At 41.4% G+C, this 24,067-nt stretch carries 20 protein-coding genes; 6 read left to right on the top strand and 14 right to left on the bottom strand.

The annotated features are described in order from the left end of the window. Positions 1-72 precede the first annotated feature (72 nt). From U3A58_RS08945 to U3A58_RS08895, 11 genes are all read right to left on the bottom strand, one after another. On the bottom strand, positions 73-1,041 hold the full coding sequence (locus tag U3A58_RS08945) for a transketolase family protein (RefSeq protein WP_323823071.1): 969 nt from the start codon (positions 1,039-1,041) through the stop codon (positions 73-75). Between the two features lie 37 nt (positions 1,042-1,078). Beyond that, positions 1,079-1,930 carry a transketolase gene (locus U3A58_RS08940; RefSeq protein WP_323823070.1) on the bottom strand — a complete coding sequence of 284 codons (852 nt, stop codon included), beginning with the start codon at positions 1,928-1,930 and terminating at the stop codon, positions 1,079-1,081. Positions 1,931-1,941: 11 nt separating this feature from the next. Further along, the gene (gene bcp, locus U3A58_RS08935; protein WP_323823069.1) at positions 1,942-2,391 is read right to left on the bottom strand and encodes a thioredoxin-dependent thiol peroxidase; all 450 of its coding nucleotides are present in this window, start codon (positions 2,389-2,391) and stop codon (positions 1,942-1,944) included. Between the two features lie 207 nt (positions 2,392-2,598). Beyond that, a complete protein-coding gene (locus U3A58_RS08930; protein WP_323823068.1) occupies positions 2,599-4,470 on the bottom strand; it encodes a M23 family metallopeptidase in 1,872 nt (623 codons plus the stop codon). Continuing rightward, positions 4,457-5,068 carry a fumarylacetoacetate hydrolase family protein gene (locus U3A58_RS08925; protein WP_323823067.1) on the bottom strand — a complete coding sequence of 204 codons (612 nt, stop codon included), beginning with the start codon at positions 5,066-5,068 and terminating at the stop codon, positions 4,457-4,459. Before U3A58_RS08925 ends, U3A58_RS08930 begins: the two co-directional genes overlap by 14 nt. Before the next feature lie 44 nt (positions 5,069-5,112). Further along, a complete protein-coding gene (locus tag U3A58_RS08920; RefSeq protein ID WP_323823066.1) occupies positions 5,113-5,265 on the bottom strand; it encodes a hypothetical protein in 153 nt (50 codons plus the stop codon). Between the two features lie 3 nt (positions 5,266-5,268). Continuing rightward, positions 5,269-6,000 carry an SGNH/GDSL hydrolase family protein gene (locus U3A58_RS08915; RefSeq protein WP_323823065.1) on the bottom strand — a complete coding sequence of 244 codons (732 nt, stop codon included), beginning with the start codon at positions 5,998-6,000 and terminating at the stop codon, positions 5,269-5,271. 17 nt (positions 6,001-6,017) lie between these two features. Beyond that, positions 6,018-7,058 (bottom strand): S66 peptidase family protein, encoded by a 1,041-nt coding sequence (locus U3A58_RS08910; protein ID WP_323823064.1) that lies wholly within the window; start codon positions 7,056-7,058, stop codon positions 6,018-6,020. 302 nt (positions 7,059-7,360) lie between these two features. Continuing rightward, positions 7,361-8,653: a D-alanyl-D-alanine carboxypeptidase gene (locus tag U3A58_RS08905; RefSeq protein WP_323823063.1), complete on the bottom strand. Its 1,293-nt coding sequence runs from the start codon at positions 8,651-8,653 to the stop codon at positions 7,361-7,363. 2 nt (positions 8,654-8,655) lie between these two features. Beyond that, entirely contained in the window at positions 8,656-9,033 is a 378-nt protein-coding gene (locus tag U3A58_RS08900) for a DUF423 domain-containing protein (protein WP_323823128.1), read from the bottom strand. Between the two features lie 203 nt (positions 9,034-9,236). Continuing rightward, positions 9,237-10,175, bottom strand: a complete 939-nt coding sequence (locus tag U3A58_RS08895) for a GNAT family N-acetyltransferase (RefSeq protein ID WP_323823062.1) — start codon at positions 10,173-10,175, stop codon at positions 9,237-9,239. A gap of 527 nt (positions 10,176-10,702) precedes the next feature. Here U3A58_RS08895 and U3A58_RS08890 point away from each other — a divergent pair. The 6 genes from U3A58_RS08890 (at position 10,703) to U3A58_RS08865 (ending at position 19,481) form a co-directional block, all read left to right on the top strand. After that, positions 10,703-11,518 (top strand): polysaccharide biosynthesis/export family protein, encoded by an 816-nt coding sequence (locus U3A58_RS08890; RefSeq protein WP_323823061.1) that lies wholly within the window; start codon positions 10,703-10,705, stop codon positions 11,516-11,518. Between the two features lie 5 nt (positions 11,519-11,523). Next, on the top strand, positions 11,524-13,983 hold the full coding sequence (locus U3A58_RS08885; protein ID WP_323823060.1) for a GumC family protein: 2,460 nt from the start codon (positions 11,524-11,526) through the stop codon (positions 13,981-13,983). Between the two features lie 56 nt (positions 13,984-14,039). Next, complete coding sequence (gene kdsB / locus U3A58_RS08880) at positions 14,040-14,756, top strand: 3-deoxy-manno-octulosonate cytidylyltransferase (protein ID WP_323823059.1); 717 nt, start codon at positions 14,040-14,042, stop codon at positions 14,754-14,756. A 144-nt stretch (positions 14,757-14,900) separates the two neighbouring features. Continuing rightward, positions 14,901-15,710, top strand: coding sequence for a polysaccharide biosynthesis/export family protein (locus U3A58_RS08875; RefSeq protein WP_416377294.1), 810 nt, complete (start codon positions 14,901-14,903; stop codon positions 15,708-15,710). Between the two features lie 6 nt (positions 15,711-15,716). Next, positions 15,717-18,164, top strand: coding sequence for a GumC family protein (locus U3A58_RS08870; protein ID WP_323823057.1), 2,448 nt, complete (start codon positions 15,717-15,719; stop codon positions 18,162-18,164). A 333-nt stretch (positions 18,165-18,497) separates the two neighbouring features. Beyond that, a complete protein-coding gene (locus tag U3A58_RS08865) occupies positions 18,498-19,481 on the top strand; it encodes a polysaccharide deacetylase family protein (RefSeq protein WP_323823056.1) in 984 nt (327 codons plus the stop codon). 554 nt (positions 19,482-20,035) lie between these two features. Here U3A58_RS08865 and U3A58_RS08860 read toward each other — a convergent pair. From U3A58_RS08860 to U3A58_RS08850, 3 genes are read right to left on the bottom strand one after another with little or no spacing between them, the layout of a single operon-like run. Then, on the bottom strand, positions 20,036-22,663 hold the full coding sequence (locus tag U3A58_RS08860; protein WP_323823055.1) for a hypothetical protein: 2,628 nt from the start codon (positions 22,661-22,663) through the stop codon (positions 20,036-20,038). Between the two features lie 18 nt (positions 22,664-22,681). After that, positions 22,682-23,203: a DUF4402 domain-containing protein gene (locus tag U3A58_RS08855; protein ID WP_323823054.1), complete on the bottom strand. Its 522-nt coding sequence runs from the start codon at positions 23,201-23,203 to the stop codon at positions 22,682-22,684. Beyond that, complete coding sequence (locus tag U3A58_RS08850; RefSeq protein WP_323823053.1) at positions 23,203-24,063, bottom strand: fimbrial biogenesis chaperone; 861 nt, start codon at positions 24,061-24,063, stop codon at positions 23,203-23,205. The genes U3A58_RS08855 and U3A58_RS08850 overlap by 1 nt, the downstream gene beginning before the upstream one ends. Between the last annotated feature and the right edge of the window lie 4 nt (positions 24,064-24,067).

Below are 24,067 nucleotides of genomic sequence, written 5' to 3'. Positions count from 1 at the left end.
CCACAGCTTATCATGAAGCTGTGGTTTATAGATAATTAGTCTGCCTAACTAGAAGTAAATTTTGTAATCTCCTTACTTTCTAGCTAATACTTTCTTGGCAGCAGACACAATATTTGCGGCATTCAAACCGTATTTTTCAAGCAACTGAGTAGGTGTGCCAGACTCGCCGAAGCTATCATTTACGCCTACATATTCCATTGGAGCTGGATTGTGTCTAGCTAGCGTTTGAGCCACACTATCGCCCAGGCCACCATTGTATTGATGCTCTTCAGCAGAGACTGCACAACCTGTTTTGGCTACTGAGTCCAAAATTGCCTCTTCGTCTAGCGGCTTGATGGTGTGTATATTGATCACTTCAGCAGAAATCCCTTCACTTCTCAAGATCGCTTCAGCTACTACTGCTTCCCATACCAGGTGGCCGGTAGCGAAAATAGTCACATCGGTTCCTTCGATCATTTTCCAAGCTTTCCCGATCTCAAACTTTTGAGCAGCATCAGTGAAAATAGGCCAAGATGGACGGCCGAACCTTAAATAAACAGGGCCTTCGTAATCAGCAATTGCAATAGTAGCAGCTTTCGTCTGGTTGTAATCGCAAGGATTGATCACCGTCATGTGTGGAAGCATTTTCATCATGCCCACATCTTCCAGGATCTGGTGAGTTGCCCCATCTTCTCCTAGTGTCAAACCAGCGTGAGATGCACAGATCTTTACATTTTTGCCAGAGTAAGCAATAGACTGACGGATCTGATCGTACACACGGCCGGTAGAGAAGTTGGCGAAAGTACCGGTGAAAGGAATTTTACCATTGATGGTCATACCTGCGGCGATGCCCATCATGTTTGCCTCAGCAATACCTGTTTGGAAGAAGCGCTCAGGGAATTCCTTCTGGAATGCTCCCATTTTCAATGATCCGATCAAATCGGCACAAAGACCTACCACATTTGGGTTTCTGCGTCCAGCTTCTAGGAAGCCATCACCAAAGCCGGAACGTGTATCTTTTTTTTCTGTATAGTTGAATTTTAAATCCAATGTCTTTTCCATGTTTTCTTTTCGTTGAATGGTCTAAAAATCGCCTTGATTAAAAATCACCAATGGTTTCTGGTAATTGAGCCAAAGCATCTTTCAATTGCTCGTCGCTAGGAGCTATGCCATGCCATTTGTGCGTTCCCACCATGAAATCGACTCCATAGCCCATTTCGGTGTGAAGCAGGTTCATTACAGGCTTACCTTGACGAGTCAGATTTTTAGCTTTTTCAAGGCCAATGATCACAGACTTCATGTCATTGCCTTGTAGCGTATCCACAACTTCCCATCCGAAAGACTCATATTTAGCTCTCAAATCGATCAAATTCATGATCTCTTTGGTAGGCCCATCTATCTGCTGTCTGTTTAGATCTATAGTTGCGATCAGATTGTCCACTTTCCAGTGTGCCGCATACATAGCTGCTTCCCACACTTGACCTTCTTCCTGCTCACCATCGCCCATCATGACATAGACTGTACTGTCATCTCCATCGATTTTCTTTGCTTGAGCAGCTCCGATTGCTACAGACATCCCTTGTCCTAAAGAACCGGAAGCGATTCTGATTCCCGGAAGTCCTTCTTCAGTCGCCGGGTGACCTTGAAGTCTGGAATTCAGCTTTCTGAAGGTATCCATTTCCTCAGGAGAAAAATAGCCTGATCTGGACAATACACTGTACCAAACTGGTGAAATATGACCATTTGAAAGGAAAAATAGGTCTTCACCTTTTCCTTCCATGTTGAAATTAGGATCGTGATTCAACTGGCTGAAGTACAGAGCTACGAAGAACTCGGTACAACCCAATGAAGCGCCAGGATGTCCTGACTGTACCGCATGTACCATGCGGAGAATGTCTCTACGTACCTGAGAAGCAGTACTTTCGAGCTGTTCGATTGATTGTTTTTCCATTACGGATAGGTTTAATTTAAGATTTGAGCAGTATGGTCTTTAGTATTTACTTTCTCGATAATTTCGGAGATTTTTCCTATTTCATCGATGAGGAAAGTAGTTCGTACAGTACCCATATAGGTTTTGCCAAATGTATTCTTTTCTTGCCAAGTGCCATAAGCTTCGTGAACTTTCAGGTCGGTGTCGGCGATCAGAGAAAATGGAAGTTCTTGCTTCTCTTTGAATTTCACATGCGATTTTTCTGCATCTGAACTGATCCCAAAGACGACATAGCCTGCTTGCTGCAAAGTATTGTAATTATCTCTCAGATTGCATGCCTGTGCAGTACAGCCGGGAGTAGCGTCTTTTGGGTAAAAATAGAGGATTACCTTTTTTCCTCGATAGTCAGAAAGCTTGATCGTTTCTCCTGTTTCAATTTTCGCTTCAAAATCTGGGGCCATTTGGCCTTCTTCTAATTTCATATGATTATAATTTTTTCTTTAAGGCCATATGGAATCTCGCATGCATTATAATCATCCCAGTGTGTGACTTTCTAGTCATGCTCGATTTCATGTGTTTATAATTTGTTTTTCTAAGGTCACATGGAATCTCGCATGGTGGATAATCATCTCAGCGTGTAACGCTTGAGTCATGCTCGATTTCGTATGCTTTTGTTTGAGGCGGCTAATTTAACCAATCGTTCCTTTCCATTCAGCAGTATTGCCAGCTTTATCGGTAACTTTTAGCAAAACTTCTCCTTTGAACTGTTCATTTGTTAATTTTTCGGACCAAATCACGGCTTGCTTGTACTCATACCTCATCAGCACCCACTTGCCATTTACATAGGCTTCATAGCTATCGATACCGGATAGTTCGTCCCGGATCACAAAGCGAAGTTCAGCAGAATTGACACGGATAACTTTGATCGTAGGCTTGGTGATGTCTTGCAAGATGGAAATTTCTCCCAAATACCTGGAGCCGAAATTTAAAGTGTCACCATCCCAGGTTCCTCCCAAAAATGATTTGGAACCACCAGAGGTATAGTAAGCATGAGACTGTTCTTTGCTTCCGGTATAATCAGCAACCTTCCAAAGGATATTCACCACATTCCAAAGGTATTCGCGACTACCGTTCACAATCAAGCGAGGGGATGCCGAAGATCCAGATTGAGAAACTCTCAGGAAAAAATCATCCAAAAGAGTTTCGTGATTGAAATTCATTGCCAGATTTTTGTCGGAATAAGAAATCTCTTTTCCGGCAGGAATACGTGCATTGATCCCCGGAATCAGCACCTCCGAGCAGATATCAATTTCTTCCGGTATCCCAAAATCCATATCCCATAAATACGTGCGGCTGTTGGCATCCTGATAGGCTGGAAGCATTTCAAATTGGTTTGCACCCACATAAAACTTTGCCAAGCCACCTTTTGGAGTAATTGGAGCCTTGATTTTCAAGATGTTATTGATGTAATCCAAGGATGCTCTGGAAGGAGCCGTTCCATCATTTACTTTGGTCTCCAAATCTTGACCTTGTAGCGTAAAACTAACCTGTCGCTCATTTCCATAGGCATCACGCAGCTTCAGCTTGTACTCTTTTTTCACTCCAGGTTCTAGTGCTAAGTGTCCAGTGGTATCTGACTTTGGACTGAAGAATTCAAATTTTAAGTTCTTCTGGTAATAAAGCCTGGAATAGCGATTTTGGTAAGTGTGCTGTAGAAATTGTCGAGAATAGTTGAAATCCACCTTATCTACCGTCAGGTTGAACAGAGTACCCTTTTCATCCGCCAGTTCAAAAGTAGGAAAACCATTTCTGTTGCTTGCCCCGTCGAGTTGATCGAAGCTGCGGATTTCTATACCCACTTTCCCAGTGATCCTGATGTCATTTGGAAGGCGATAATTTGACCCGCTGGCTACTGGCGTAACTTCAAGTCTATCGAATTTGCCATTCACTCGGGAATCTATTTCCAGTGGAACAATAGCGATGCTCTGTGGAACAGGGGCAGTAGTGTCTAGGATTTCCGAAAAACCAAATAGGAGGGGATCCATTGCCCGATCCAGGCTATCGCGGATTTCAAAATGTAAATGCGGACCTCCAGATCCTCCTGTATTTCCGCTATCTGCAATTCGCTGTCCTTGCTTCACCGGCAATTCTCCAGCGGGAGGATAGATTTCCAACTCATTGGCTTTAACGGCATACATTTTCTTACGAATGTAGTCACTGAGCTCCTTATTGAAATTCCGTAGGTGACCATATAGGGTGATTGTGCCATTGGGATGCTTGAGGTAAATGACATTCCCATAGCCAAACGAAGTTATTTTGATTCGGTGTACCCAGCCATCTGCCGCTGCCAAAATAGGGAGACCTTCCTGGCCACCGGTTTTGAAGTCCAATCCCGTATGGAAGTGATTGGGCCTCAACTCTGCAAAATTCCCTGCCAGGTAATTTCTAGTGCCTGGATTAATTGGGTTCTTGAAATAGCCTTTGTCCACTTCCTGAGCAATGAGCTCTAGCGAACTTATCATTCCAAGAATGAGTAGGGTATATAGCTTACTTAATTTCAAAATCCAATAACTTTTCTGTTCCTATAAATCCTTCCAACTTGTCTCCGATCTGTACCGAGCCAACCCCTGCAGGCGTGCCGGTATAAATGAGGTCTCCTGTTTTTAGTGTAAAAAATTGGGATACATATGCTATGATGGTTCCAAAATCGAAAAGCATCAGTGAGGTATTGCCTTTTTGGCGAATCTCGCCGTTGATGGTCAACTGAAAATCTATGTTTTTCAGGTCTTCAAAATCATCTACAGATTTAAAACCACCAATCGGAGCAGCTCCATTAAAACCCTTGGCGATTTCCCACGGCAATCCCTTTGCTTTGCATTGATCCTGTAGATCCCGTGCAGTGAAGTCTATGCCCAAGCCTATTTCATTGAAATACCGATGTGCATACTGGCTCTGTATGTATTTCCCTTGCTTAGAAATTTTCAGAACCAGCTCAGCTTCGTGATGGATGTTTGTAGAGAAATCAGGATAGAAAAATGGTGCTCCGTCCTTCAAAAGTGCCGTGTCCGGCTTTAGAAAAACAACAGGATTTCCTGGTGTTTCATTTTTTAATTCTTCAATATGAGCCGCATAGTTTCGGCCAATGCATATAATCTTCATAATGTTAGGCTAGTAATCTACAGCTTAGTGAAAATAGAACAGCTTCATCTGTTTATAATTTGTTTTTTTAAGGTCATAACCTGTCCCGTGACGAAGGAAACGGGATAGCCTGTCCCGTCCGCCGCGGCGGATCGGGAGAATCTCGCATGGTAGATAATCATCCCAGTGTGTGACGCTTGAGTAATGCTCGATTTCATGACTTAATAATTGATCGATTGGACCTGTGCAAATAGCTTTTCCGTCCAAAGTCCATACATTTTTGCACTCGGATGCAATCCATCGGCAGCAAGCATATCTGGTTGAGCACCTAAACTTCTATATTGCGCTGTGATGTCAATATATGTGACGTCATGCTTTTCGCATATTTCTGCTTTTAGACGATTATACGCATCGATTTCGTCTGCTATCTTGATTTTGTCTCTGCCACTTTGCGTAGCAAAAGGAGTTACTCCCCAGTCTGGGATGGATAGCACCACTACATGAGATGACTTGATGCTAGCAAAACTGATTGCCCGTAGCAGCATAATTTCAAATTCCTCTGCGAATTTGGCTAGAGGAAGTCCACGGTATTGATTATTCACCCCTATCAAAAGTGTCACCAAATCGTACGTATTCCCTTCAATATTCTCTCTTTCGATTCCTTTTGCCAGTTCATCCACAGTCCAGCCAGTCCGGGCGATCACTTTGGGAGCAGCCCATGATACGCCGGTTTCAGTATTCAGTTTTTCTACTAACTGGCTAGGATACCGTCCGGCATCGCTTACACCTTCACCAATGGTGTAGCTATCACCAAGTGCCAAATAGGTGAGTTGGTCTGAATTATCAGTGGAGTCTTCGGTCATAGCAGAATCAGTATCGTCCGGAAGCATATTCTTGGAGCTATTGCAGGAAAGCATTCCAAAAATAGCGAATGTGAGTATTGCGAGTTTCATTGTAAGTTTTTCTTGTCTTACTGAAATACGGACTCAAGTAGGGAAATGGTTCCATTGTCCGCATCCATGGTAACTTTCGCTCCTACAGGGATGATAAATTGCTTCGAGATATGCCCAATCATCGCGCCAGAATAAGCTGGAATACCTAGCTGAAGCACATAATCATCCAGCACCTGATCAAGGGTCAGCGAGCCATATCCGCCACCAGGTTCACAGTCAGAACATTGCCCAAAGATGAAACCTTTGATTTTATCTAGCGTGCCATTGAGTTTCAAAGTACTCATCATACGATCCATTTTGTATGGATCTTCTCCTATATCTTCGATGAAAAGAATGGCATCTTTGAACTCAGGATAATAAGGAGAACCGGAAATAGCCGTCAGCACAGTTAGGTTTCCACCTAGGATTTTTCCTACTACTTTTCCTCCTGTAATTGTTTGTATTCGGTTTGATTTGATTACTAACTCATCACTCTCGGAGTGGATATTTTCGTAGGTAATCATTTCCTGCTCAAAGAATACCTTCTCAAATTGAGACACATTAAAACTGTTCCAGCTACCAGAACCCATAGGGCCATGGAAGGTGATCAAACCTGTTTGAGCTTGAATTGCACAATGAAGTGCTGTGATGTCTGAGTAACCAAGTAACGGTTTTGGGTTTTTGGAAATAGTTTTATAATCAATCAGCGGTAAAATCCGGGCGGCGCCCGAGCCACCACGGATGCTTACGATGGCTTTCACCTCTTTATCTGCAAACATCTCATTTAAATCCCCGGCGCGTTCGGCGTCAGTTCCTGCCAGATGTCCACGGCGATTCATGAGGTTTTTACCCAGTTGCACCTCGAATCCCAAAGCTTCCAAAGCTTCTTTGGCGTAAGTGAACTGCATTCTATCGGCCGTGGCCGCAGAGGGAGAAATCAGACCTACGGTGTCGCCTTTTTTGATCGCCTTCGGCAAAAGTGTTTTTGGATCGTAGGCGGGATGGGCGGAATCCCATGAAACTAGTGGGAGAGAACCGGCAAGAAGTCCAAGGGATTTGAGAAAAGCGCGTTTTTGCATCTGAAAATGGAGGTGTTTTTCTTAAACGTGAAAATAGGGCTTTTTTATTTTCTTAAGCTTGGAGGTTTTGTAAAAAGCCACAAAGACCACGAAGAAAGCGCAAAGAGATTTCCAGCTGTTCAGGATTCAGCTGAGGCTGTCTCATAACTCATAATTGTCACATTGAGCGAAGTCGAAATGGCCGTAATCAGCACATATAAGGCATCGACTTCTTACTCAGCCTGACAAGAAAACCTGATTATGATCCTTGCTGAAGATTATTTTTAATCAATAATCTCCAATCGTAAAGCGTAAATCTCAACTCAAATCATATCTCTCAGCAGTAGCATCACTTTTTCCATTTCTCTTCTGACTTCGGAAGCTTTCCAGGGGTAATTGGAATTCATAAAGGCAAAACAATAGTATTTTCCACTTTTGCCTTTAATTAGGCCTACGAGGCTGTGATTGTTGCTCATCGTGCCAGTCTTAGCGAATATGTATGGTTGCTCTGCTTTGTAGCTGTTTTCCAAGGTGCCTGCTTTTCCACCTGTTGGTAAAAGCTCAAAGAGCTGCTGATCCGGTGCCATACGATAAATCTTTTCAAAAAGAGCAACCATAGTACGTGGAGTAATCAGATCATGGCGGCTGAGTCCAGATCCATCTACCCATTGTGGTTCATCAGGAAGGTCAAAGAGATAGGTTTTGAGCATATACTCTATCGCTCGCTCAATATCCAGCCGCTGAAAAAGGCGATCCGAAACCATCAGCATGAGTTGCTCGGCCAGGAAGTTATCGCTTTCCAGCATCATCTCTTTGAGAATGGGGAAGAGTGGTGCTCCACGCCATTCCTGATGTATTCTCGGCAAGCTGTCTGGCTGGTAAGTCCAGTTTTTGCCTGTGGCATCTGAGGCTAGCTTGATAAAAAGCTCAGGAGAAGTGATGAAGGGGATGAATTCTTCCCGGGCTCTGAAATTGTTAGGATTGTAATAGAATCTATTGCTGTGGAAATCCCGCTCCAGTTCCCTGATAGTTCTATGCGTAGGGAAAACATCGGGCTGAAAACTAGGAGGGAATACCGTGGGGGCATTTCCGACTTTTTTCACCTGTACCAAATTGCCATAGATAGGAAGTGAGGTTCGCTCGGCGGAGTAATTGTAGTAATAATCATCCCATTGCCAGCCATAGCCAAATGCCGGGGACATCATATTTGCATCTGAAAATATGACCTGATCATACGGTTCTAGAAATCTCCTGTAATCAGGCTGGAAAAACTTCTTGTATTTCCAGCTGGGATCACCGCTTCCCCAAATTCTAATCGCATTTCCTTCCCTGACATAGCGCAGGGTCTGGGTGCTGTCATTCAGGACTAATAGCGAAGAAAATAAGGTGAAAAGTTTGGTAGTGGATGCAGGGATAAAGCGTTGATGGCTATTTTTTTCATAGAGTACTATCTGAGAATCCAAATCGTAAAGCATGAATCCGGTGAGATGTCCGTTGAAAAAGCTATCTTCTCCCAAAGCCGATTCCAGCTGTATGTATTGCTTGCGGGTGAGCTGTGCAAAGAGGCTGGTACTAATTGATATTGTAAAGAGTAGGAGGGTGAGCTTTATGCGCATACTTAGTTTTTTGAAACAGCTACAAACACCAAAATCCAGCCAACAATAAATGCCAGTCCGCCGAAAGGAGTAATGGCTCCAAGCCAAGTGATTCCAGTAAGGGAAAGCACATAGAGCGATCCTGAGAAAATTAAAATCCCAATTACCATCGAGATAGCCGCAGTGCTGAGTTTTTTCCATTCAGGTTTGATCAATGCCAAAATACCTATGAGGAAAATGGCCAGGGAATGATAGAAGTGATATTTCACAGCCGTTTCAAAAGTTTCTGCTCTGCCCGTATCAGCCAGGATTTCCTTCAATCCATGCGCGCCAAAAGCTCCGATTCCCACTGCGCAAGCTCCAAGGATGGCAGCACCTTGTATGATTTGTTTGCCGTTCATTTTGCCGTTCATTTTATTGAATTCTTCAATGTCCACAAGCTTTTCTGACTTCACTATTTGCCATTTATTATTCATTATTCGAGATTAAAGCTATAAATAACGAATGATGAATATTGAACCTCCTGACATGAAAGCATGCAGGTAATGAATAGCGAAGTTAATATGAGCCTAGTTAATATAAGGGTGTCTAGGCTGTATAGAATTTAAAAAACTTCCAAATCACCCAAACTCCAAGCCCAGGGTTCGTTAAGAAAATCATCAGTTGAAGCTACTTGACGTAGTGTCACCTCTGGGCCTATGGACATTACGGGCATTAGCCCCATTTCAATAGGAAAATCATTATGAAACTGTAAACCTGAAAATGACGTGAATCTCACTTTCTCATTTTTTTGAATAGTTTTCAGTCGATTGTTGAGTTGTTTTTTCTCATTTTGATCCAAGGCGGAGAGTTGGAAGAAATCTACAATTCTAAGTTCTCGGCCTATTTTTCCTTCTTTGATTCTATAGATCAATAGGTAGGTAGCACCATCGCTGATGAAATGATAAGGAAAAAGAGGACATGATATATATCGCCAGTGTATATAACCTGGGATTAGGTTCGTTTGGATCAGTTCTGAATCGATGTGGGTTTCTTCTATTTTCTCAATGAGATTTGTGAGAGTGGACCAGTCATTTGATTGAGACTGGCTTTTACTTTTCCCCACGCTTAAATTGAAGTGCATTTTCAGGGGTAACTTCCCCCATTTTTCCCAGCCCATTTTCAAGTATCCAGGCATGCTTTGGGAGTTTGGAGTATTATAGATCAGTTCTACTCCTTCTTCCTTGAGCTCATCGATAAGCGAAAGCGTAAGATTCTTGAAAAGCCCCTGACCCTGATGTTCTGGATGGATAGCCGTATCTACTGCCCGGTAAGCCTTTAGAATTTTCTGGCCTTGTACAAATTCCCATCTTAAGAATACACGAACACCGCAGATGGCTCCTTCGTCTTCAGCGACTAATACAGGAGATGTGCCATAGGGGTTTGCTACATGTTTCCAGGTCCAGAGTTCCTCTGATTTCGGTATTAAACTCTCGCCTAATGAAGCCTTTAGTAAATTAATTATCGTGGGGAAATCACTGGAAATAGCCTTTCGGATTTGCATAGGATGAAGATAAGAAGAATTTTGGTTCCAGACTTCTGGGGCGGGCTTGCCGGTAAATTAGCTGCATTGCCATCAAGAGTTTGTTAAGTTCAATAAAACTAAGTGTTCTTTGATGACACAAACTACGGTTGGGTAAATTCTGTTACACTATGTGGTCTATAATGCCACAGGCCACGGATGGAGAGTTCGCTAAGCTCAACAAAACTATGTGTTCTTTGATGATACAGACCATGATTGGGGTCGGTTAAAGTATCATTCTGCCATTTATGGACTGGCAAAATCCAAAACCATATTCCTTATCGTTTCTATAGTTCAATGTAAGATTGAGTGAAGGGTAGAGATTTTGTAGTTGGATCAATAGTTGATAAGAATTTCCTGAGGTAAGAATCCTTAGTGATGAGGTATATTTTTTAAAATCAGATATTTAGGATTCTATAATTTCAAATAATGTTTCTCTATTTTCAAACGTACACCTTGTCCTAAAGTATTTTTATATATTTGACCCAAGCTAAATTTATGCTTCTAGAATGAAGAAAATCCTGATTATCGCCAGTATTGTGATTCTTGCGACGAGTTGTATTAGTAATAAGCGAATCACTTATCTGCAAAACCTCCCTGAAAACACTCCAATAGAACTAAACGAATTCATTCCTTTTGCAGAAGTCGATTACAAGTACATATTGCAGCCTTTTGATATTGTGGATATTGATTTTGCCAGTTCGGATGTAGAGCTGATTGAGGCTTTCTCTTTCCAGAATTCACAGAATACTGGAGGAATGGGAGGGAGTGGCGGAGGCGGGGGAGGTTCCGACCCCCTGTATTTCAGAGGGTATTCTATAGATCAGGAAGGAAAAGTGGAGGTGCCCAAGCTGGGCAAAATAAAAATATCAGGACTAACTGAAGAAGAGGCCAAGGAAAAGGTGCAGCTAGAGATCAATAAATTTTTTAAAGAGGAAATCTACGTTAAATTAGGAATCGCTGGGATTAGGTACACTACCCTTGGTGAGTTTAACTCGGTAGGAGTCAAGGTGATCTATAAGAATAGAGCAACTATTTTTGATGCCTTGGCCAGCTCTGGGGAGACCACACTTTTGGGCAAGAAAAACAAGCTTTTTATCATCAGACAATATGATGGGGGTACTAAAATTCACCAGATCAATTTGAATGATCGAGCTATATTAGCAAGTCCCTTTTATTTCATCCAACCTAATGATATCTTGTATATGGAGCCGATGAATATCAGACAATTTGGCAACGCAGATAATTTGACTTCTTCGCTTGCTCTTTTCGCCGGGTTGCTGGCATCCACACTGTTATTTATTAATTTGGTTACAGGGAATTAGTTGATATGGAAAAGTTAGACTTAAGCCAGTTAGACAACGAAGAGAAGGCACTGGAAATCAGGTATGTGATCGCCAAGTATATTCGCTATTGGCCTTGGTATGTGCTGTTTATTCTCCTTTTTTTGATTGGCACTTTCCTTTTCCATCGCTACACTGTAGATGAATACGAGGTGTCTGGATCCATGATGATCAAGACAAATACTTCGCCAGAAGCTAGGATTCTAGATAGGTCAAATATTTTCTCAACCGGGCTGAATCTTGAGAATGATATTCTCCGATTGAAATCTAAGGGTCTAGCTCGTGAAGCGTTGAAAAAACTGCACTTTGATGTGGAGTACTTTGCCAAGACTAATATCAAAGCCATCGAACTATATGATAGATCTCCGATCCGCATCGAGGTTGATTGGGATCATTTTCAAATAGCTGAAGTACCTATCCACTTGGAAATACTTTCTGAGCAGACTTTCAGACTAGCCAAGGAAGAAATAGGAATTATGGATTTTAATTCTGCGATGGCAGCTGGAGATGAGTCCATTTATAACAAGACCTATACCTTCGGTGAAGAAATAGAAACGGCTAAATCAAAGTTTAAAGTGCACTTAGTAAACCCAGGTAGAACGAATGAGCAGGTGGTATTTAAGCTGAGAAGTCCCAGTTCATTGGAAGATACTTATTCGAGATCCATCTATGTGAGTTTACAGAACGAATACAGCTCTGTGCTTCGGCTAAGCACTACTACTAAGGTGGTAGAAAAGGGAAGGGACTATATCAATGCACTGATGGAGGCCTATATATCTTATGACCTCAATGAAAAGAATAAGACACAACAAAATACGCTCGCCTTTATTGAGGAGCAATTGGGTTTTCTGGAAGATTCTCTTCAACAAAAAGAGCGTGAACTGCAGGATTTCAAAGTAGAAAATAAATTGCTGGATGTCTCTGCTGAATTCTCCAACATCTTGGGAAAAATGAACAATCTCGATGCAATGAATGCTGAGATTGATTATCAGTTGGAGTATTTCGAGCAGATCCGTTCCTATATGGAAAAAAAGAGCAAGGATTTTTCTGATGTGATTGCACCTTCAGTCATAGGTGTTCCGGATCCCTTGCTGAATGGCCTGATTCAAACGTTGGTCACACTTTCTCAAGATAGACGAAAATTACTCGCAACAGTTAATGAGAATCACCCTGAGATTCTGAAAATTGATGTACAGATGGAGAAAGTGCAGGATGCACTGTTTGAAAATGTAGTTAATTTGATTGATAATACGGAGCAGAAAAAGAGAAGTATCCAGCGCGATATCCGTTTTTATGACGCAGAATTCGCTACACTTCCAGAGTCCGAATCTGAATATTCCGGGATCTTTCGGGAGTTTAAATTAAGGGAATCATTATACACCTATTTACTAGAAAAGCGGGCTGAGGCCGGTATTGCCATGGCTTCCAATGTGTCGGACAATGCAATTCTTGACGCAGCTAGACGAGGAACCTTGATTTTTCCTAAAAAGCAACAGAATTATGGTTTGGCTATCGTTTTGGGTTTCTTGCTGCCTTTCGGATTTATTGTTGTCCGGGATATTTTTGACGATACTATCAAGGATCAAAGAGATTTAAAAAAGCATTTTATGATTCCACAACTGGGGATTGTAGGCTTTAGTCATAAAGACACCAACAAAGTAGTGTTGGATTTCCCCAAATCCGCTGTTGCAGAGTCGTTCAGATCGCTTAGATCGGCCATTACGTATTTGGCTAGCGGGAAGAACACAAAGAAAATCCTAGTCACTTCATCGGTTTCAGGTGAAGGGAAGACATTTACCTCCCTCAATCTTGCCTCTGCGATGGCTTTAGGCTCCAAAAAGACCGTAGTGGTAGGAGGTGACTTGAGAAGACCGAAATTGGCCTCTTATTTTGGAGAATCTGATCGAATTGGTTTATCTACCTATTTGATTGGAAAAGTGGAAGCTGATGAAATCGTTATTCCTACAAGTCATGAAAACCTGTGGTTTGTACCTTCAGGAGTCATTCCCCCAAATCCCGCCGAACTACTTCAGACGCCTAGGCTGACTGACTTTCTAAATTACTTAGAGTCGCAGTTTGATGTGGTGATTTTTGATACGCCTCCGATGGGTTTGGTGTCTGAGACCATAGACTTGATGCGCCTATTCGATATCAATCTCTACGTAGTGAGACAAAACTATACTGTGAAGGATCACCTGGTAATGATTAATGATCTTTTTAATAACAAGCAAGTCAAAAACGTATATGGCGTGTTCAATGGTATCCTGAATTCAGGGTATCATTACGAGGGGTACAATTATGGCTATGGCAATACCTACTTGTATTCTCAGAGTAATAAATACATGTATAATTATTATGGGGACGATCTGGAGAGCAAGAAGAAGAAAATCAAGAAGAGTCAGTCGGATATTTTCCAAAAACTGAGAAAAGTATTTAAACTGAGGTAGTAGGTTGGATTGATCAACTAGTCACAAATTCCAATTCAGTATTTTCAAATCACACTATGCCAAAAACCGCAGCAATGATTCCCGCCAGGTTTGCCTCTACGCGATTGCCTTCCAAGCTTGTTCAGGATTTAGGAGGTAAGACGGTCATTCAGCGCACCTACTTGAGTACGGTGGAAGCAGGGGTTTTTGATGAAGTATGGGTAGTGACTGATCATCTTGATATTAAGAAACAAATAGAGGCAGTAGGGGGAAAAGTCTTTATTAGCCAAAAGGAACACGACAGTGGCTCGGATAGAATAGCTGAGGCGCTAGACTATGTAAATGCTGAGATAATCGTGAATGTGCAGGGCGATGAGCCGTTTCAAGACAAGAAATCACTGATGGATCTAGTGGATGCTTTTCAAGACAATCGGGTAGATGTAGCTTCACTCAAAACGAGGGTTTCTTCCGAAGTAGCAAATAATCCCCATGTCGTAAAAGTGGTGGTGGATCTGTGGGGAGATGCCCTTTACTTTTCCAGATCGAAGATACCTTATTCCAGAGATCCAGCAGCTGAAGTATTTTATTGGAAACATGTGGGGGTATATGCCTACAGAAGAGATGTGCTAATGGGCTTCACTACACTCCCAAAAAGTGGGTTGGAATCTATAGAAAAACTAGAGCAGCTCAGACTATTGGAGAATGGCTATAGAATACGCATGGTGGAGACATTCCATCAGACGGTGGCAATAGATACTGCCGAAGACTTGGAAGAAGCCAGAAAATTGCTGTGAAGTAGTTTTATGTGATGAGAAACGCGTAAACATGTTTCAATCAAAAGGGCTGAAATTTTAGCAAAGTGATAATAAAAGGCACTAATTGAGGTTAAATGTTTAAGTTTGCGCAGTTTTTGAGAGGAAATAAATAAAGATGTATATATGAGGAACTTGTCGAAGGGATTCGTTTTATCCCTTACTTTTCTATTTGTTTTTGGCTGTATTCCGAATGAGAAAATCATTTACCTACAAAATCTGGAGAATAATATCCCCATAGAAGATGGCGAATTGATCACCTACGAGATCCCAGAATACAAGCTTCAATACAACGATATCATAGATGTGAATATCCAGACTATAGAAGATATGCTACAGTTTGGATTTAATAACAAAGCAGGGGGTGGATCTACTCAGATGGGTAATGTAGCAAGTCAATCAGGTGGAGATATCTACTACATGACAGGCTATACCGTAGATCAAAAAGGAAACATCAGACTGCCTATAGTAGGGGATGTCAATGTAAAAGATAAGACGCTTGAAGAAGCTCGAATGGATATTGAAGTAAAGCTCAGAGACTATGTGAAGTCTGAGCTCTATGTCAAAGTAAAGCTTGGCGGCATTCGTTATGCAGCCTTAGGAGAATTTCGTCGCCCGGGTAAATTCGTTGTGCTTCAAGACAGAATGACCATATTTGAAGCAATTGCCAATGCAGGAGATTTGACTCCAGTGGCCAAGCGTGACGAAATCCTATTGATTCGACAATACCCTGAGGGCACCAAACTTCATCGAATCAACTTGGTAGATAGACGAGTAGTCGAATCACCATTTTACTTTATCCAGCCAAACGACCAGCTGTACGCTGAGCCTATGAAAGTAAGAGAAATAGGAGCCGGTGAAAATGCAGCACAATCTATTGCATTGGTGATCTCAGCAATTACTGCGATGGCGTTAATATTGAATTTAATCAAATAAGATTATATGTACCCGAATACTCCTAATCCTTCAAATTTAGGGCAAAATCCATTTATGGTGCAAAAGGAAGATGAGATAGATCTTAAAGTTCTACTTTTTAATTACCTCCAATACTGGGTTCTTATTCTTGCTTGTATGTTTGTTGGGTTTATAGCAGCCTTTTTATTTAATAGATATGCTACAAATATCTATAAGGTAGAATCAACGGTACTCGTCGTAGATGATAAGCCTAGTCTGGGGACGGATTTGTTTGAATCAAGTGGTCTAGGCATGCTTCAAGGAAAAAGCAATATTGAGAATGAAATTGGCATATTGAAGTCATTTTCACTAGCAGAAGAGGCCGTAACGGAGCTCAATCTTAATGTCCAATATTTCAAAGAAGGATTTATAACCACATCACAGATATATGACAAAGTTCCAGTCCTGGTTTCAGTAGATTGGAAAAAACCGCAACTGGTGGGAGGGAGATTTAAAATCGAAGTGATCAATGAGGATACCTTCGAGCTTAGTATTGAGGATAGCGAATTTAGAATTTTTAATCCTTCAGATCCTTATTATAAGCTTCTTCCTGAAGAGGAGGTGGAATTGCAGCAATCAGTTTACAACTTCGGTCAAGAGATCACAGGGGCTGATTTTTCTTTCAAAATCAACCAAATTTCAACGCTTCCCGGAGACATTCTTCAGTTTAACCTAGTAGATACGCCTACGCTGGCCTTAAAATACAAGGAAGAGCTGGCTGTAGCGCCTATCAATAAGCAGGCGTCCATTCTTTCGCTGGGTTTGGAGACTCCAGTTAGGAGGCTGGGTGAAGATTACATCAACAAATTGACGGAGATGTATCTCAAGCGTGAATTGACAGAGAAAAACAAGGCCTCAGAAAATACAGTGAGGTTCATTGAAGCACAGCTTTCCGGGATTTCAGATTCCTTGCGTCTATCTGAAAACGAACTTCAAAAATATAGGACTGAGAATAAAGTTTTTAACCTTTCGGAAGAAGGAGCTGTGATTTTTGAAAGATTACAAGAGCTGGAAAAGCAGCTTGCGCAGACAGAACTCAATTTGAAATATTATGAGACGCTTAGGGATTATGTAGCTAATAATGCTGCTGGAGAAATTGTAGCACCTTCGATCGTAGGAATTACCGACCCCTTGTTGAATTCCTTGGTTGAGTCTATGAGCGAAGCACAGGCAGAGCGAATCAGGTTAACTTCCAATTTCACAGACCAAGCACCTGCTGTACGTGAAAATGCCATAAGACTTCAAAATACCAAAAAGGCTCTTCAAGAGAATGTAAATTCTGCCATTACCAATACCAGAAATGCAATAGCTGATCTAAGGAGCCAGATTAGAATGCGGGAACAGGATGTAAATTCTCTTCCAGAAACTGAGAGAAACTTGTTGGGCTATCAGCGTCAATTCACCATTAACGAGAATATTTACATCTATCTTTTGCAGAAAAAGGCAGAGGCAGAGATCACCAAGGCAGCTAATATGCCGAAAAACAGCATATTAGATTTGGCAAAAGCCGGGCAATCACCCGTTGCTCCAAAGAGATCATTGAATCTATTAATAGGCTTAATCTTAGGACTGATACTGCCAATTGGATTTATCACCATTAAGGATTTCTTAAATACAAAGATAGAAGACCCCAAAGAACTTGAAAGCCAAATCAAAGTGCCTTTGATAGGAATGATTGGCAGAAATAATTCTGAAGATGCTATTCCTGTAATGAATAATCCAAGATCAACTGTGACCGAGTCCTTCAGATCGCTCAGAGCCGATATGTCTTATTTAAGTCCTCATCGGGATAATTTGACTATACTTTTCACTTCTTCGATTTCTGGAGAGGGCAAAACTTTTGTGTCCATCAATGTGGCTTCGGTGTATGCCCTGATGGGTAAAAAGACCTTATTGATCGGTTTGGATTTGAGAAAACCTAAAATTGCAGAGGATTTTGCCTTGGCAAATGATAAGGGAATGAGTACCTGCCTCAGCTCGGATACACCTTGGCAGGATGTGGTCAAAGCTACCGGACATAAGGATATGGATGTCATTCTCTCTGGCCCCATTCCTCCAAACCCTGCGGAATTATTGCTTCAAGATAAGTTTGGGGAGATTGTCAAAGAAATCAAAGCTGCCTATGATGTGGTGATATTTGATTGCCCGCCTGTAGGGCTGGTGTCTGAGACTAAAGAGCTTTTTGCATTCGCAGATATTAGTTTCTTTGTTTTCCGTCAGGGCTATTCTATGAAAGGCAATACGCAGATTTTGAATAATCTGGTAGAAAAAGGCGGCGTGTCCAAAATCTATGGTATCTTAAATGACGTGCATATAGACAAGGGCTATGGCTATGGTTACGGCTATGGTTATGGTTATGGCTATGGAAATAATTCTTACGGATACCACGAGGAGGTGCAGTTGCCTTGGTGGAAGAGAGCCTTGAGGAGAAAATAATAGTCTAGCTTATATCAGCTGTTATTCTTATTAACATCTAGAATCGCCTACGAGAGTTCGCGATTCTTTTTGTTTGGAACTGTTCAAAGAGCCTCAATTACCAATGGAATAGGATAGAGAAGTAGTTGTATTACCTGAGACTTCACCCTGCTGGGAGGATGTCTATTCGGAGTCACTGCCCAATGAAGTTGATTTTTCTGTAAGAAATCTCTTAACGAATTAGGCGTATTTATTTGTAATTTGAATGGAGAATATTTGAAATCATTAAAGAAATGGCGAATTTCCAATCTCTGGATTCTCCCAACTTTTCACGCCTAATCTCCTCCACCCAAAATGACCCATGGCACCTTCACTATCTCCCTAGACTTCGAACTCCTCTGGGGAATCTTCGATAAGATCGGTACTGAATACAATCCTTCTTACTTCTTTAATACCAGACATGTTGTTCCTATTATGCTGGAGAAGTTTGCAAAAGCCAATATCCAGGCTACTTGGGCAACTGTAGGGATGCTCTTTGCGGAAAATGAAGAAGAGTGGCGCGCTTACTCACCAGAGTTTCTGCCTTCCTACCGAGATAGAAAATACTCCGCCTATGAGTGGGTCAAAAAGAATGGAATCAGACCAGAGGTTCATTTTGCTCCGGAGCTCATACAACAGATTATTGACACACCAGGACAAGAATTGGGCTCGCATAGCTTTGCGCATTACTATACGCTGATGCGTGGACAAAGCCCTGAGCAATTCCGTCAGGATTTAAAGGCCACTCAGAGAATCTCGCAGGATAAATTTGGTCTTACCCTAGCGTCTCTAGTTTTTCCACGAAATCACATCAATGAATTGTACCTCGGGATTTGTGTTGAGGAGGGGTATGATTATGTGCGTGGAAATCCTAGCAACTGGTACTGGCAAGAAACTCAGCATGAAAACTTAAGTAAAAAAATCTTCCGCTCCGCCGACTGCTTTTTTCAAGTTGGTACTAATACCTCTTATCCTATGCATGAGGTAAAAGTAATAAAAGGCGAACCGATAATTATTCCTGCCTCCAGAATTCTCCGTCCTCAGCAGCAGAATAATTCCCTGATGAACAAAAGTCGCCTGGCGAGGATAAAAGGTGAAATGGAATACGCTGCCAAGCATAAGGAAGTATATCATCTCTGGTGGCATCCACATAATTTTGGTGCCAATCCCAAAAGTTCCCTGGCTGAATTGGATGAGCTGTTAAGACATTATACACTACTACACGCCCAATATGGAATGGTGTCCATGAATATGAGAACTATTGGATTGCATGTAAGTGAGAAAGCGTTGATAGTGTAGCTGTAATCCTCTTCACATTCCCGAAATGACTCAGATTGTTACAATCTAAGGCATTTTTGACTACACCATTGATCAGCAAGAACAAAGAAAGTGACCTTAGCTGAACCAAATGATGGGTTGCCATTCGCATGCGTAGCTGTAGGAGGGAGTAGATAATCCGAAATTACATGTCTGGGTTCCTGGCTAGCCTAAGTCTAATGACTACCCAGTAATAGGTCGATATCGATTGAGCAGTTTGGTTTATTGGAATGGTGGATATTTACACCCTAAGGTGAAATCAAGTAGCGGGGCACCTCTTAGCTAGGTGAGCTAGTATAGAAGAGGGGAGAGGCTGAGCTTTACCTCCCGCCAATCAACCTGAAAATATCAGCCTCTACGGCAAGTACTAATAGAATATGAAAGGCCTGTTACGCTGTAAATAAATACGTCGATTAACCAGCCTATTACTAGAATTGCTAATGCATAATGCGGGTTAAATATAATTTTGAGTAAATATGTTTGTATAATCCGATCCATCATCGGATTTTGCAATAAGAAGGTCATCGGCAAGCTATCTATTTGCTATTGTATAGCTCTACGTTTTCTGTTTTGGACAACTCTATGATCCAGTCCGAACTAAATTCACCTTGGATTCCTTCATCAAATTGGGTCTCTAATTTTTTTGGATCCCAGTTAATACCCAATGTTTCTAGCTGGGCAGTGTCAGGCTGAAATGTATAACTACCGGCTTTCAAATCTGAATAGTAAAATGTCCCGTCCCGTTGGGATACGACTTCTTTTATCAGTTGATTTTGGTGATCAAAAAACTGAACCTTTATCCCTCCAATGGCTTCATTATTTAGCAATACTTTTCCTTCGACTTCATTTACTACTTTGATGGGAACTTCCAGTTCATTGGAGTTTCCAGGCTTTATATTCAGTTGAATCTTTTTGTGGTCAAGTCGCCAAGAAATATATGCAAGAGAATTTTCATCCAGCTCGATGAGATAATCTTCGTAAGGAATTAGATTTTTGACACGAGTTATTCCAGAGTTGGGATCCTTGGATGCACTAGCTCCTTTTACTTTTACCGACAGTTCAAATTGAAAGGGTTCATCTTTATCTTTTACATCGTTGTTATTGATGTCTAAAAAAGGGAGAATGATTAACGAGGCTCTACCTAGTTCGGATCTGCTGGAGAAATTTAGATTTCTGGTTACCTCATCATGCGATACAGAACCCATCAAAGACTGATTGATCAGCAATTGGTCCCCTTGCAGCCTCGAATTGGTAGCTCCTTGAAAGATCCCCAAATTAAACTTGAGACTAAATCCCATGAGTGGTTTTCGGAATTTAAAGTCAGTCTGGCAAAAAGAAGTTATTCGGAGATCTTTGGATAAGGCCTTTTCAAAACCCATCATCAGATTACTATAATCCATCCTTTGGAAATTGACTTGAGCTCTACCATTCAAACGCCAATTAGCGGGTAATCTATAAGTTTGCTGAAGTGTGGAGGTCAGGAAAATCTCCCCGTTATATCTTGATGCATAAGTGGAAAAATTAGAAAATGCACCAAATAGATCTCCATTTATTGACCATTGAAGAGTTTGGATTCTAGAACTGGGATAAACAAACTCCGTAAGGTTGATTCTGGAAGTGTAGACTTTTCTTTTTGTTTTAAAGGGAATCATTCCTGAAAATCTCAAGAGACTCAGGTACCTCAATTGTGGAAATGCTTCTTGGCCTTCTTTTAGATTTTCAAAACTTAAATCTAAGACTATTCCCTTATTTGTCCGGGCATTCCAAACTCCAGATGTTTTGAGACCAGGCAACCATTCCGAAGAAATCATCATATTCTTCCCAAGCTTAGTGGAGGATGTAAGCCTGGGTATTAAGAGACGATCTCCCAATCCTGAAAAATATTCTAATCCCGCTCCAAGCGTAATTGTTTTTGTCAATCCATAATTTAATTGAGCATTCACAATTTTTTCAAACTTCGAGCCATGAACCACTCCGGCATTGATCTGGTAAATTAACTCCTTCTTTGGAAGCAAAATAAAGGGTACAAACAAGGATTCCTCTTGAATTTCTTCCTCTCCATTGGGGCCATAAAATTTCAGTTGAAGCTTGTTGGTCCCGTAATTCAGTGGAAATTCAAAAAGATAAAGCCCGCTTTCGTCAGTTTTGACAAAATCTACTAGTCCATTGTTAAGGTAAAGCTCCACTATCCAAAAAGGACGTGTAAAATCCCTGATGGTGTGAAACCCAAAGGCTTTTCGAGCGACAGGAGGAGCATTTGTAAGGGTGACTCCTGTGATCGGCTGAAAAATCGAAGAAAATGAGGCTCCGTTAATTCTACCCAATGTAATTTGGGTTAGGACTTTTTGATTAGTCAGGACTTTTTTCCACCTAAAATTTAAATTTCTATAATCCAGTTTTGGACTGCCAAACCAAGTGATTCTCGCTTGAAAATCTCCATAAGCAAGCTCCCCTCCTAGATTTAATGATCCTCTTGACGGAACTGATGATTTTTTAGATTCTCCTTCCTCCTTTGGTGCCAATCCAATCCATTTATTCATGGACAAATCCCAATCAAGACCTCCCAACTTTAGCAGTGAATATTTATTGCGAAGGACTGTATCTGCATTGTCAATTTGGCCTATTCCCATATTTTTCCGCATCAGATCTCTTCGGATTTGTCTGTAGACTGGTAGTTCCAAATCAGTATTGAGCGTAGCGGCCAGACTTCTATAATCAAACTCACAATACAAGCCAAATACCTCTCCAAAGGAGTTTAAGTTCAGGAAAACAAGCCCGTCCATTTCCTGTAATGCTCTCGGAGGTAAATTATAAATGCTGTCCTTATAGGTAATCTTGTTTTCGAATAAATTGATTTGATATACATCATTCTGATCCATTACATATCCCTCAATTATACCATCAGATATGGGTGTGGATTTAATTTTTAGAAAATCGAAAAGATCAGTCACAGACAAATAGAGCGTCTGTTCCTCTATCAATGCAGGAATTTCGGTAGCACCAAGTTTGGATGCTTTCAAGGAAATTAGAACTGGATCAAAAGCCCTAGACTCAGAAAAGACTGAATTGGGTAGTAGAAAAAATACAATAAACCCAAGAGTCAGAATCCCAAGTTTGGGTTTTAGGAGAAACCTGCACATGTTTTGGCTGTCTAGGCTTCCCATGAAATCTTGTAGTTTGATTTATTCCTGTATGAAAACCAGAGTTACCGATCCCGAATAAACTCCCGCAGGAGTAGTAGATCTTGTTCCGAGTGACAAGGTGCCACCAATATAAATTGTTGTCCTTTGGGGTGGTGTAGCTAAGCTGGTAAAGGGAGAAACAGGATTTGAGGCATTTAGAGTTAGTCCCAGCTGCCCTCCATTTGATCCGTAAAGTAATTGCTCAGTGCCAAATTGGATCTGGATATTAGATCCATATGGAGCTTCCACACTCAAAATCAAAGGATTGATTTCAGAGTTGTTCAATAAAATGATATTTCCGGTAGCAGTTCGATCTCCCGCGGGATTAATAGTCACTGTCCCGCTAGTCTCTGAAAGGATCATATCTCCAAAGTTGAGCGGACTCTCCTGATATACCTGAATTTGCGCTTCTGAAACTATAGGGAGTACACTTGCGAAAATGAACAAAATGAATTTCCAAAAGGAAAGAAATCCTGATGGCCGAAATGTCAATTTCCTTTTAGCATACTGCTTATAGGTCATTAGTTTAGTTTTGACTGTAACTGAACGAGTGGAAATTCCAAGCTTGCCAATACTTCCCTGCGCCTTTTTTGAGAAACATATTCAAGAAGTAATGTTCCTGAATTCAAAATATCAGTTTCCTGAATGTCCAGAGGAATTGAATAGCGTCTGCTCCCCACAGGAGTGTACACAGCGACGCCTTTTACCAGTCCCACTTGAGTTAATTTTCCATCTGGGCTCTTGTGAGAAAGGATAAAATCTCCAAAAGAAGATTTACTGCCACTTCGATTGATTTCAAATTGAAGTTTTTGGCTCATGTCTTCCGAGACAATAAGTCTCGCATTGTCTAGAGTCACTTGAGCATTGATATCTCCTATTTCCATGATAACCGGAATAGTGATAGCCAAATGCATATTGAGTATGGTTTGAATTCCTTCTTGGGCATCAGTAGTTGGAGGTGTCTCAAGAGTTTGCATGGGTTTGCTTGATCTAAACTCCAGATGGCTACGATATTCTCCTGTGGACAAAGGTCTATTATTGATCCGCTGAACTCTTACCTTTTGGGATTCTCCAGGGGCTAGGGTGACTTCCCTGGGATAAAAGCGGAGAACGGGTTCAGCAAAATACTGTCCTGCATCCGGTTCAGTAATTTCTATAAACTGACCCGAAGGAGACATTTGGTAATTTTTCCAAGATAAAGCATAGGAAGATGAATCCGATCCGGAATTGGCCAAGGTAATGTCCATTGAACGTTGATTCGAACCAAATACCAAGCGTCTCGGATAGATCATCAAATCCCCTTGTGCAAAGGATTGATTTAGATCCGTCAAGAATATCAGTATTCCAAAACACCAACCTAAATATTTCATATTTATGCTCATATTC

Origin of the sequence: Algoriphagus persicinus (genome assembly GCF_035156415.1) — a bacterium.
GTDB classification, from domain to species: domain Bacteria; phylum Bacteroidota; class Bacteroidia; order Cytophagales; family Cyclobacteriaceae; genus Algoriphagus; species Algoriphagus persicinus.
The sequence above is the reverse complement of the archived record's forward strand: the minus strand, read 5'-3'. Positions and strand labels throughout refer to the sequence as shown.